Genomic DNA, 13146 nt, shown 5'->3' with positions numbered 1-13146 from the left:
AAGTATGAATGGGTAAAATCAGGCAGCAACACAATACTGAGCACCACCAATACACTCACCGCTTCCTCAGCAGGTAGCTATATAGTACGCGTAAAAGCAACTAACAACTGCTTCAGCGGTTATTCTGATACATTCAGGATTGTCAACACCAATGGTATCAACGGCCCGGATGCAATCAGCAACCTCGCTGTATCCTCTACTACCAAAATACAGGCTACTATTAGCTGGACAGATAATCCAACTCCGGCCTTTAATGAAAAATATTTTGAGATCTACCGCGCCACACAGGCCGGCGGTCCTTACATCCTTGTTGGAAAGAACAATACCAACGTTGTAACCTTTACCGATAATGGTCTTATACCAAACACTTCCTACTTCTACAGGGTGCGCCCGGTAAATGATAATGCCGCAGGCCCGCTCTCTGCTGAAGTAAAAGCCGTTACCGTACAGGACAGCTCCGCTCCTACTCCTCCGGGCAACCTGGTAGCATCTAATGTCACCAACAACACCGTTACACTGACCTGGACTGCCGCTACAGATGATGCCGCAGTGGCTGGCTATGAAATCTTTGCCAATGGCGCATTCTACGTAGCCGCAGGTAATGTGACTACCTTCAACGTTACCGGTCTTACAGATGGTAACTGGTATAACTTCACGGTAAAAGCCAAAGATGTCGCGGGCAAATACTCAACGCCAAGCAACCAGGTAACTGTGAAGATGAAGAAAGGTAACCTGACAGCGAAGTATTATACCGGTACCTGGACATCCTTACCCAATTTTACAACCCTCACACCTGCACAGACCGGAACAGCTTTCGTACCGGATCTTACACAGGTTCCCGCAGGCGCTACCGGATATGCATACATGTGGACAGGTTATATTAAGATACCATCTACCGGCACTTACACCTTTGAAACCGTTTCTGACGATGGTAGCAAGTTGTATTTCAACAAGACATACACCAACACAGCTACTTCCACAGTAAGTAATGATGGCGTTCACGCTTCGCAATCTAAAACCGGTACTGTACTTGCCAATGCAGGCGTATATCCGATCACTATCACTTATTTCCAGAATACAACCACTGCCGGTTCCACCATGCAGGTATACTGGACCAATACACTCGGAGGCATCTCTCGCCAACTGATCCCTGCTGATGCATTCGTAGACCCGAACGCTGTAACAGGCAACCCGCCGACAGCTCCTTCCGGACTGACCGCCAGCACCGTGAACTTCAGCAAGATCAAGCTGAACTGGACCGACAACAGTAACAACGAAACAGGCTTCGAAATATACCGCAGTGCTACCAGCAATGGTACTTATAGTGTCGTAACTACCACGGCAGCGAACATAGCAACTTATACAGATACCTTATTACAAGCCAGCACTACTTATTACTATAAGATCAGGGCGATCGGCACCTATGGTGAATCTGCATACACGTCAACTGCCAATGCGACTACAGCAGCCAAACCGTTGCCGCCGGCGACGCCTGCTAACCTGGTCACTACCGCAGTGTCCACACAGATCGTGAAACTGACCTGGACAGACAACGCAACCAATGAGACCGGCTACGAAGTACACCGCTCACTGGCTGATAGTCTTCACTTCAACGTCATTGCCAGCCTGCCGCCAATCACCAGCGGTCAGGGTGCATGGTCAGATTCATCACTCACTGCAAATACAGTAGCATATTATAAAGTACGTGCCGTTGGCGATGGAGGTTACTCCACCTTTACCAAAGCAACGTATGCCAAATCGCTGAACAACCCGCCTGTTATAGATTCTATCGCAAGCAGGACGATCCGCTACGGTACCACTGTAAATGTTCCCGTAAACGCCACCGATCCGGATAATGATCCGATCACTCTCAGCCTGTACAATGCCCCGGCATTTGTTACACTGCAGCAGAACGGTACAACCACTTACTTGAACATCGCGCCTACAGTGGCTCAGCAAGGCACGTATAATGGTATCGGCGTTATCGCGAAAGACAATAACAATGGTGCAGACACCTCCTTCTTCAACCTTGAAGTAAATGATAACTATCCGCCGGTGATCAATCCGGTTACCGACAGCACAGCGGATGAAGGCGTGCAGAAAGTATTAAAACTGAGCCTTACAGACCAGAACCCAGGTAATACCTTTACCTGGACGGCTCTGCAGCTGCCTCCTTTCGTAACATTACAGAGCAACAACGATACTTGCCTGCTCACAGTGAATGCAGGATACAAGGATGCCGGTACCTACATCGTTAAAGTACAGGCACAGGATAACCAAGGCGGCATCGATACCAAACAGTTCACACTGACGGTAAATGATAATCCGTCGCCGAATTATACCCTGCTGCTTAACTTCAAGCTCAATACAGACGCACCCGCGCCATGGAACAATATAGGCGGCAGCGTTACCAACAACCTGAAAGATACCACCGGACAACAGACCAATGTAGGCCTGAGATTTGAAGAGTCATGGTGGGCTGCAGGTGTAGAAGGACCACAGACCGGTAACAACAGCGGCGTATATCCGGATGTTGTACTGAAAGAATACCTGTACTTCGGTTCATTGCCTGGATTCTTCAATGGCGCACCAGTAATGCACGGTCACCTCTCCGGACTTGAAACCAACAGGACTTATACGCTTAAGTTCCATGCAGGCAGCAACTGGTGGGCGCCTCAGCCGGATAACGGCAGCACAGCCTTTACTGTCAATGGTGTAACCAAGACATTATACGTTCAGAATAATACCACTAACAGGGCCATCTTTGAAAATGTGACACCTGATGCCAATGGTGAGATTGTATTCACACTGAGCATCCCAACAGGCGGACAGGTAGGCTATCTTAATGCCCTCGAAGTAAATGCAGGCGGCAGCGGACCAGTTACGCCAAACCGTCCACCGGTGATTGCTGCCATCAGTAATCAGACAATGGATGCCGGCACAACACTGAACGTACCGGTTTCAGCTACAGATCCTGATAACGACGCACTCACTTATACAGGGCTGAATTTACCATCCTTCGCTACCATTGTACAGAATCCGGGCGATATACATATTGCACTCGCACCTGCCACCAACAACGCAGGACAGTACAACAACATTGGTATCATCGCGACAGATACACACGGTAACAAGGATACTGCAACCTTCAACCTGACCGTTAACACACCTGCCAGCACAGGTTCTTACAGACTGCTGCTCCGTATCAGGCACCAGACAGATGCACCTTCCCCATGGAACGACATAACCGGCAGGACCAATGCCAACCTGAAAAATGATCAGGGCCAGATTACCGGTGTGGGACTGAACTTCGATGAATATTGGTGGGCTACCAACGGCGAAGGCGCTACCACAGGCAATAACAGCGGTGTATACCCGGATGCCGTAATGCATGATCACCTCTATTTCGGATCACTACCAGGCTTCTTCAATGGTTCGCCAACTATGACGGGGCATATCACAGGACTGGAAACAAGCAAGACATATACTATCAAATTCTTCTCCAGCAGTAAATGGTGGGCACCGCAGCCAGACAACGGCAGCACTAAGTATACCATCAACGGAGTGAGCCAGACATTGTATGTACAGAACAATACCAGCAATGTGGTTACCTATAACAATATCACGCCAGCGTCAAACGGAGAGATTGCGTTCATACTCAGCATTCCTCAGGGCGGACAGGTAGGTTACATCAATGCCATTGAAATCGTAGCTAACTCTGTGGCTCCGCTGAATAACAATAAGGTAATGACTACCGGCAGTCTCACTAATCTGTCTGACAAGTCTGCTGTTTCAACAGATAAATCTGCGAACAGCACCGGCAGCAGTATGCAGGTAAATACATATCCGAATCCGTTTGCAGATGCACTGGCAGTTGATATCACACTACAGAAAACAACGAACCTGTTGATTGAAATCACTGATATGAGTGGCAGGAAAGTATATACCGAAGTGAGAAGAGATGCACCGCAAGGCAGGAACACTGTTAGGATCAATACCCAAAGTAGCATTAGCACTACAGGCATGTATATCCTGAAAGTGACTGCGGCCACAGGTGAAACACAAAGCAAAGTGATCATGAAACAACGTTGATATTCATCACGATAACAATAAAAATATCCGCCATGCGATAAATGCATGGCGGATATTTTTTTATTACAACTGTTTACCCCCCAAACTTCAGCGATAACCAACTAAATCTTATCATTCGCATAAAAATGAAATACATTTTGGTCATATATCATACCTTTGCACCATAACCGGATATACCTGGAATAACTATGCTCCCGGATATCTTTCCCCATTAGCCTTATCCTCCGACAAGCCAATTAGGTCCGACCGGCCATGACCATCCGGTATGACTCCTGAAATTTTACCATCTCCTCTGATATTCCATTTACCATCAGGTATCTGGCAGTGCAATATTGATGCATGTTCCACACCTGATACAAGAATACAAGCAAAAAAGGGAAATATATTTTATGGATATCACATTTTTACTAAAGGCATTAATAAAAAAGAAATGGTGGATCATTTTAAGTACCATCATTGCTGTTGTGGCTGCATTTGCCTTTACCATCGGGAAACCCAAACTCTATCTATCCACTGCGCAGATGTCCACGGGCTACACAACAAACGAACAGATAAAGCTGCGTGATGAAAATGTAAACCTCTTCGAAGCAGATGTGAAATTTGACAACGTGATCGAAACAGTGAACTCTCCATTGGTGATGGGCCTGCTGTCGTGCGATCTGCTCATTCATGATCTGACCGATCCCAAACCCTTCAGAACGCTGACGGAACAAGAACTGAAGAAGCCTGCATATACAGAAGTAAAAAAGGAAGATATACTCCGGATCTGTAAGCAGAAACTTGATTCCCTGCAGGTAATCTCCTCTTCTCTGCCGGAAGAGCGTAAGGTGCTTGAGTTCATGAAACTGTATAAATATGATTACGAATCCCTGAGAAAGATGATCAATGTTGGCCGTCTTACCAGAACTGATTATATCAACATCAACTGTTACGCCGAAAATCCTGAACTGTCTGCGTTTACAGTAAATACACTGTACCGCGAGTTTATCCGCTTCTATCGCAGCTCCCGTTCAGAGCGTTCCGGAGAAAATGTAAATACCTTCGAGTCACTCGTGAATCAGAAAAAGACCGAGCTGGACCAGAAGGTGGAAGCTCTTAGGGGCTACAAAACATCCCAGGGAGTGCTGAACGTAGAAACTGCCAGCGGCAATGAAATGGATCTCATCAAACAATTTGAAGGATCACTGACCGACGAAAGGGCCAACAGCAACACATTCCAGGCTTCCCTTGACAACGTGAACAATCAGCTCTCCCAAATGAACAGCAACAAACCCGTATATGGTACCTCCAACGGTGATATTGTTTCGCTGAGAAAACAGATCAATGAGCTCAATGACGAATATACCCGCACCGGCTCCAATGATAATGAGCTGGCAGACAAAATCAAAGGGCTGCGCAGCAAGCTGCAACGCAGCATGGTAGAAATGTCTTCACCTACCGGTAAAGTGGTTTCCCGTGAAGAGCTGCAGCAACGTAAAGGCGAACTCGAAGCACAGCTCAGTGCATCCCGCCTCAATATCAGCACCCTTGAAGGAAAAATCGCCAGACTGCGATCTTCATTAGGGTCCTATGCCAACAAAGAAGCTACCGTTACTACACTGGAAAGTGAAGTAAAACTCGCGCAGGACGAATACAACAAGCTGAAGGAAAAACTCAGCTCTGCACTGGACAACCGCAACGTTCCGCTGGACAATTTCCGTCAGACACTCAAAGGTCAGCCCGCCTTCACGCCAGAGAAGTCCAAGCGCATGATGATCATGGGCATGGCCGGGTTCGCAGTGTTTATGATCTCCTGCATCAGTATCCTGTTCGCAGAATTCATGGACAGCTCTATCAAATCTCCGTCCGTATTCAATCGTTCTACCAACCTCAAACTTATCAGTACTATCAATCATGCTAACCTCACCAGGCATGGCATCCTGGAAATACTGCAGAAGAAATCCAGTGAAGCACAGTGGTTGAAAAGACAGAATATCTTCCGTGAGCTGCTGCGCAAGCTGCGGTTCGAACTGGAGCACAGCAGCAGGAAAATATTCCTGTTCACCAGTACAGAACCTCAGCAGGGTAAAACTACTTTGCTTCAGGCAGTAGCTTACAGCTTAAGCCTGAGCAACAAAAAGGTGCTGGTAATTGATACCAACTTCTGCAACAATGACCTCACTGTACAGATGGAAGCAAATCCTACACTGGAGTCCTTCTCTGTTCCCCCTTCCGAATTCAACATTGGAAAAATAAAAGAGATCGTTACCACATACGCAACACCGGGTATTGAAGTGATAGGATGTAAAGGTGGAGACTATACCCCGTCGGAGATACTGCCGGCCAATCACCTGTTGAACTACCTGCAGGAACTAAAGCAACACTATGATTACATTCTCATGGAAGGTGCGCCTCTGAATGATTTTACAGACAGCAAGGAACTGGCCGTTTATGCCGAAGGTGTGGTAGCGATCTTCTCTTCACATCTCAGGATGAAACAGATCGATAAAGAATCGTCTGAGTTCCTGGAGCAGCTGGGCGATAAATTCATCGGAGCTGTATTGAATGATGTGAAAGAAGATTTTATCGAGCTATGATGTAAAGAAAATGAGCGAACAACCATTTATTTCCCATTTGTTTGGATTCAGACCCGTAAAAAATGAATCACGTTATGCCTGGGTGGACTATGCCAAAGGCATTGCAATAATACTTGTTGTGTACAGACACCTGGCATATGGACTCTTGGCAAGCCACGTAGCATTGCCTACCAGCGTAACATCGCTGAACGATATGCTGTACAGTTTCCGTATGCCACTGTTCTTCCTGCTGTCAGGTTTCTTCTTCAGCAGGAGTATACAGAAGAGAGGGCCAAAACACTTTGCCATTTCGAAAGTGAATACGTTGCTGTATCCCTATCTGTTGTGGGCCGTGTTCCAGATCTCGCTGCAGATCGTGTTTTCGGGCTATACTAATTCGGTGCGTACCGTGAAGGATTATGCCAATATATTCCTGCAGCCAAGAACGCTGGATCAACTGTGGTATCTTTTTGCACTGTTTAATGTCACCATCCTTTACCTGTTGGCATCACTGATGGTGCGGGAAAAGAAAGCCTGGCAACTGGTAATAGGTATGGTGTTGCTTGGCATAGCACCATATGTGCAGCATATCAGCGCCTGGTACGACATTGCCCTGCATTATATATTTTTTGCGGTGGGGGATATTACCGCTGCATTCTTTCTCAGGGACAACGTACAGCAGAAGCTGTCTGACCTGCGCAACCTGCTGCTGATGCTGCCTGTATTTGCAGTGCTGCAATGGTACTACCTGCATCATCAACATATGAACCTTTACCTGTTCATGCTGATTGCCCTGAACGGCTGCCTGTTTATAATATCGCTGGCCTCATGGCTGGCGCATACAGGAAAAATGAAGTTCCTGAACGTAATCGGGCATTATTCACTGTATATCTACCTGCTGCATGTTACCATTGCAGCGGTGCTGCGCGCACTCCTGCTGTATGCAGGTGTCAGTAACGGTGTGGTACTGCTGCTGGTCACCATACCAGCGTCCATCTATCTTTCCATCATTGTGTACAGAGCTTGTACCTACTGGGGACTTGGATTTTTATTTGCCGGAAAATTCGGAGAAAAAACCGCTGTGAAAGCAGCTTAAACACATACTATCAGAAATGCGGACACAAAAGAAAAAGCCTATAGACCAACATTTGCACCAGATGCTGATTATGGTCTTCATCGGATTTACCATTCTTGCGATGGCTGTAAAAATAGTGTTCCTGTAAAACGATAACCGTGGAATTAGCGAAGAAAAATATAACCTTATTTTTTATCATCGCCTGCTGGTGTCTGCTGGTACCGGCTATTGCGTGGCTGAGCGCCACCGATGTAAAGTACACCATGTTACTGGTGGTAGGCTTCGTCGGTCTGGTAATGGCGGCGATCTGTTTTCTGAACTACCGCACCGGTTATTATATTTCACTTACGGTAGCACTTACAGTAAGATTACTGGAGAGGGTTGTCGGAACGGAGATTCCGGTAGGCGTAGTGATAGACGCTGTTTTGATGGTAACCTTATTAGGCAGCCTTATTAAAAGAGAAGATAATCCCGGCGGCAAGGTAGACTTCATCCGCGATCCGCTCGTGATCTCCTTTTACGTATATGGCGCTTTTATCCTCTTGCAGTTTGTGAACCCCAATATCCCTAACAGGAATGGTTGGACCACCTTCGCAAGGGTATATGTGCGCAACATGATCTACATATACCTGGCCACGAGGATGATCCGTAATATGGATGATCTGAAATTCTTTTTCAAATACTGGATTGTTATGCTCACGTTGGCAGCGCTCTACGCCTGTATCCAGCAGTGGTTTGGGTTGTTGCCGTTTGAACAGGCTTTCATTCACAAGTATCCGGAGAAATTCAAAACGGTACTTATCCTCACCGGCATCCGCATTTTTTCATTCGTGTCGGACCCTGCTGTGTTCGGGCTGCTGATGGCATGTGGTATCGTTATGAATGTGGTTTTGCTTACCAGTTCGATGAAGCTGATCTCCATACAAAAGAAAGCGCTGCTTATACTATCTATGATATTGCAGGCGATGGCGCTGGGTTATTCGGGTACGCGTACCGGTTATGTGATGGTGCCGATTGGCCTGCTGATTATGTTGTTTGTGAACCTTCGTAATCGCAACACGGTGATCGGTACACTGATATTTGCGGCAGCGTTTATGGTAATGATGGTGGGACCATTTCACAGTAACCCCACTATTATCAGGATCAGGACCGCCTTCTCCGGTAGCGACGATGCTTCGATGAATGTTCGGGACGTAAACCGTCACCGTATTCAGCCTTATATATTCAGTCACCCGATAGGCGGTGGCTTCCTGAGCTGCGAACCTGGCTCCGGCAGTGAGCTGCAGGGCTTCCCCCCTGACAGCGGCTATCTGCGCACGGCCCTGGAACAGGGATGGATAGGACTTATCATCGTGTGCGTTAACCTGTATATTCTTATGCAATATGCTGTATCGCTCTACTTCCGTAGTAGTACGGAACAGGAACGGCAATACACGCTGGCCATCATATGCGTCATGTTTGCGATGGTGGTGGCGCAGTATGCGCAGGAATCTTCAGGGCTGATAGAATCCGCCCTGCTGATATATGCGCTGACAGGGGTCATTTTGAAATTAAAATATTTATTATCATCTCCAAATCCCACATCATGAAAAGAGGGTTATTATTATTTCTATTAGTGGCTTCCATGAGTGCTGTTGCTCAGGTAAATTCAGCAGATACAAGTATCATCCTCCGACTTCCTGCTGATCCCCCAACTGTGAAGAGACTGAAAGAGCGCCTGGTAGAACTGGCAATGAACAATCCTACAGTGAAAATACAGGATGTAAAAAAACAGATCTCCAAGTATGAGGAAAACAGGGCTAAAGCCGCCTGGCTCAACATGATCACAGCTGCGGGCAACCTCAACGAATTTACGATCAAAGGGAGCAGCGGCAACGGGACCAACAACAATACCTTATATCCCAGGTATAACTTTGGTATCATGGTACCGATCGGAAATTTAATCAGCATTCCTAATGAAACAAAAATAGCAAGGGCGAATGGAAAGATTGCTGATATTCAGAAGGAGGGCGAATCGCTGACCATCAAATCTGCCGTACTGCGCGCCTATGAGGACTATGCGATGAACAAACAACTGTATGAGCTGGAACTGCCTTTGCTTGAAGATGCATATAATCACTACAAACAAACAGAACAACAGTTTTCTACCGGTAATAAAGACGTTGCTGTAGAAGGATTGAACAATGCGTACAGAATTTACAATGGAGAAATGGTTCGTAAGGTTACACTGCAACGCGATCTGGCACAATCGAAAATAGCACTGGAAGCGATTATCGGTACTACACTGGAAGAAGTATTGTTACACCTGTAATTTCCATTGTGAATGTTCTGAAAAATTATTGAAGAAAAATGAAGACTATAGTGTTACTGGGATTGCTGCTTCAGGCAGCGGTATCCCCTACTGCTGATTTAAAACCCTTTAAACAGATAGAGGTGCAGATTACGCCCTGGCACCATATTCCCGCATTAATGCGCCTGCCGGAAAATATGTCCGCCGGGAAAAGATACCCATTGCTCATCTGCCTGCATGGTCGCAGCATTGCCGGTAACGATGTTACAAAAATATTCAGGCAAGGTGTTGCCCGCCAGATGCATGAAGGGAAAAATATCGACGCGGTCAATAAAGTGGATGGTAAGAAATATGAGTTCATCGTGATGGCGCCGCTGGCAACCAGCTGGTCGCTTGGCCCAGAGGAACTGAATGTTGCCCTCAGTGATGTGATCAAAAGATACCCTATTGACACCACCCGTATCTATATTACAGGATACAGCGCCGGCGGCTGGTCTGTGGCCATGGCGGTTACTGACAAAACCCTGGCGAAGAGGATTGCGGCGGCCGTGAATATGTCGCCCGCTACTATCGATGAAAAAAACCTGAAGAGCTTCAGTGTTACAGCTGCCAACAAGATCCATACCTGGTATTTTGGCGGCACAGATGAACCTGTGTTCCTCGGCAACTGTAAATTATATGCAGACAGCACCAATAAATATAAACCCGGCCTTACCAGGCTTACCATTGGCGATCACAAACATTGCTGCTGGGAACAATACTACAATCCCTCCTACCGGGAGAACGGGTATAACATTTACGAGTGGCTGCTGCAATACAAACGCTAAGCCCTTATGATGCATCTCAAAAAATGGATACTGGCATTACTTGTTTTCATTGCGTTGTTTGTAATCTGTTTTCTTTTTTACAGGAACACGCAGGAAACGGCTACGCTGGACAATAATGCCCGCAGCCACGCTCCGGGAAGGTTCATACAATTACGGGAAGGGCTTGTGCATTACAGCCTTTCCGGACCTGACACAGCCAGGTTGCTCGTACTGATACACGGTGGAGGCTCCACCGGTATGGAAGTATGGAAATACAACCGTTCCTGGCTGTTGTCAAAAGGATATCGGGTTCTGACCTATGATCTCTACGGCCGCGGTTATTCAGACCGGCCGGATATTACCTATGATCTTGCACTTTACCGCAGGCAGCTCACTGCATTGCTGGACACGTTACATATCCGCGGCTCATTTGACATCATCGCTATGTCAATGGGCGCGGCCATCGGGATGGATTATGCCGGACTGCATCCGGAACAGGTAGATCACGTGGTGCTGCTGGATCCTGCTGCCAGCGGCGATTTACAGCCCAACAAGCTGCTTTATGTCCCGGGGCTTTCTGATCTGATGATGAGCGGCTACTGGTATCCGCGCTCTATTGAAAAGCAGCGAAAGGAGTTTGTCAACCAGCCGCTGTTCAACGACTATGCAAAGCGGCTGGCTTATTTCATGAACTTTAAAGGCTACAAACGCCTTACACTCTCTACCTGGATGAACATGCTTAGTAAAAACCAGCTATACCTGTTGAAGAACATTCCTCCAAACAGGATTATGCTGCTGTACGGGCGCCAGGACCCTTTCTTTCCTCCGGAGAAGCTGGATGGCTACAGATTGCTGTATCCTTCCCTCCTGGCACACGAAATCAACAATGCGGGTCATATGCCTCATTATGAGCAACCTGACGTCGTGAATCCGCTGATGTACGATTATCTTACAAATAATATGAAATGACAGGTCTGTAAAATAAAAGAGAACGGGTCCCTCGCTTATAGCGGAGGACCCGTTCTCTTTTATTTTAGCTGTAGAGATGATTACAGGCCGAATGCGGCTTTCACTTTATCTACATAGTCGAGTTTCTCCCATGTAAACAGTTCTACCTCTACTGATTTTTCGTTCTTCTTGCCTTTGTTGAATACTTTGGTAACCACTTTAGGTTCGCGGCCCATGTGCCCATAGGCAGCAGTGTCGCTATAGATTGGGTTACGCAGTTTCAGGCGCTGCTCGATAGCGTAAGGACGCAGGTCGAAGATCTCTTCTACCTTTCTTGCGATGTCACCATCGTTCAAGTTTACTTTGGATGTACCGTAAGTGTTTACATATACACCACAAGGTTTAGCTACGCCGATAGCATAGGAAACCTGTACCAGTACCTCATCGCAAATACCGGCAGCAACCAGGTTCTTTGCAATGTGACGGGTAGCGTAAGCAGCAGAGCGGTCTACTTTGGAAGGATCTTTTCCGGAGAAAGCACCACCACCGTGCGCACCTTTACCACCGTAAGTATCTACGATGATTTTACGGCCTGTTAAGCCGGTATCACCGTGAGGGCCACCGATTACAAATTTACCGGTTGGGTTGATGTGGTGATTGATTTCGAAACCTTCAAATAATTTCTGCAATTCAGGTTTTAGCTGTGCTTTCACGCGGGGAATCAGGATGTTGATCATATCTTCCTTAATCTTAGCCAGCATCTTTTCATCTACATCAAAATCATCATGCTGGGTAGAGATAACGATCGTATCGATCCTTACCGGTTTGTTATCATCAGAATATTCGATAGTTACCTGTGATTTGGCATCCGGGCGCAGATAAGTAATATCCTTGTTTTCACGGCGCAATGCTGCCAGTTCCAGCAGCAACTTGTGTGCGAGGTCCAGTGCGAGCGGCATATAGTTTTCAGTTTCGCGGGAAGCGTAACCGAACATCATGCCTTGGTCGCCGGCGCCCTGCTCTTCAGGAGACTTACGGTCAACGCCCTGGTTGATATCTGGAGACTGTTCATGGATAGCAGAGAGAATACCGCAGGAATTAGCTTCAAACATGTATTCACTCTTGGTATAACCGATCTTACGGATCACTTCGCGGGCGATGTCCTGTACGTCCAGGTATGCCTCTGATTTCACTTCACCTGCCAATACAACCTGTCCGGTAGTCACCAATGTTTCACATGCTACTTTAGACTTTGGGTCATAGGCCAGAAAATGATCGATCAATGCATCGGAGATCTGATCAGCAACTTTATCAGGATGGCCTTCTGAAACGGATTCAGACGTAAATAAATAAGGCATAAAAATCTCGGATTTGTTGTTT

The 13146-nt window shown here is 46.8% G+C and carries 8 protein-coding genes; 7 read left to right on the top strand and 1 reads right to left on the bottom strand.

Annotation, left to right across the window (positions count from 1 at the left end; all coding sequences use genetic code 11):
• The 7 genes from VM802_RS27750 to VM802_RS27720 form a co-directional block, all read left to right on the top strand.
• The coding region (locus tag VM802_RS27750; RefSeq protein ID WP_325536905.1) for a fibronectin type III domain-containing protein at positions 1–4092 on the top strand (4092 nt) is incomplete at its 5' end.
• Between the two features lie 389 nt (positions 4093–4481).
• Positions 4482–6668 carry an exopolysaccharide transport family protein gene (locus VM802_RS27745; protein ID WP_325536903.1) on the top strand — a complete coding sequence of 729 codons (2187 nt, stop codon included), beginning with the start codon at positions 4482–4484 and terminating at the stop codon, positions 6666–6668.
• Between the two features lie 10 nt (positions 6669–6678).
• On the top strand, positions 6679–7743 hold the full coding sequence (locus VM802_RS27740) for an acyltransferase family protein (RefSeq protein WP_325536901.1): 1065 nt from the start codon (positions 6679–6681) through the stop codon (positions 7741–7743).
• A 137-nt stretch (positions 7744–7880) separates the two neighbouring features.
• On the top strand, positions 7881–9311 hold the full coding sequence (locus tag VM802_RS27735; protein WP_325536899.1) for an O-antigen ligase family protein: 1431 nt from the start codon (positions 7881–7883) through the stop codon (positions 9309–9311).
• The gene (locus tag VM802_RS27730) at positions 9308–10033 is read left to right on the top strand and encodes a TolC family protein (RefSeq protein WP_325536897.1); all 726 of its coding nucleotides are present in this window, start codon (positions 9308–9310) and stop codon (positions 10031–10033) included. Before VM802_RS27735 ends, VM802_RS27730 begins: the two co-directional genes overlap by 4 nt.
• Positions 10034–10071: 38 nt before the next feature.
• Positions 10072–10839 carry a carboxylesterase family protein gene (locus VM802_RS27725; protein WP_325536895.1) on the top strand — a complete coding sequence of 256 codons (768 nt, stop codon included), beginning with the start codon at positions 10072–10074 and terminating at the stop codon, positions 10837–10839.
• 6 nt (positions 10840–10845) lie between these two features.
• Entirely contained in the window at positions 10846–11787 is a 942-nt protein-coding gene (locus VM802_RS27720) for an alpha/beta fold hydrolase (protein ID WP_325536893.1), read from the top strand.
• 80 nt (positions 11788–11867) lie between these two features.
• Here VM802_RS27720 and metK read toward each other — a convergent pair.
• The coding region (metK, locus tag VM802_RS27715) for a methionine adenosyltransferase (protein WP_524537104.1) at positions 11868–13146 on the bottom strand (1279 nt) is incomplete at its 5' end.

It is taken from the genome of Chitinophaga sp. (genome assembly GCF_035538455.1).
Lineage (GTDB): Bacteria > Bacteroidota > Bacteroidia > Chitinophagales > Chitinophagaceae > Chitinophaga.
The sequence above is the reverse complement of the archived record's forward strand: the minus strand, read 5'-3'. Positions and strand labels throughout refer to the sequence as shown.

Bases quoted from the DNA above. Each gene is read 5' to 3' on its own strand.
- VM802_RS27730 (WP_325536897.1), top strand. From the start codon at position 9,308: ATGAAAAGAGGGTTATTATTATTTCTATTAGTGGCTTCCATGAGTGCT.
- VM802_RS27720 (WP_325536893.1), top strand. From the start codon at position 10,846: ATGATGCATCTCAAAAAATGGATACTGGCATTACTTGTTTTCATTGCG.
- VM802_RS27740 (WP_325536901.1), top strand. From the start codon at position 6,679: ATGAGCGAACAACCATTTATTTCCCATTTGTTTGGATTCAGACCCGTA.
- VM802_RS27745 (WP_325536903.1), top strand. From the start codon at position 4,482: ATGGATATCACATTTTTACTAAAGGCATTAATAAAAAAGAAATGGTGG.
- VM802_RS27725 (WP_325536895.1), top strand. From the start codon at position 10,072: ATGAAGACTATAGTGTTACTGGGATTGCTGCTTCAGGCAGCGGTATCC.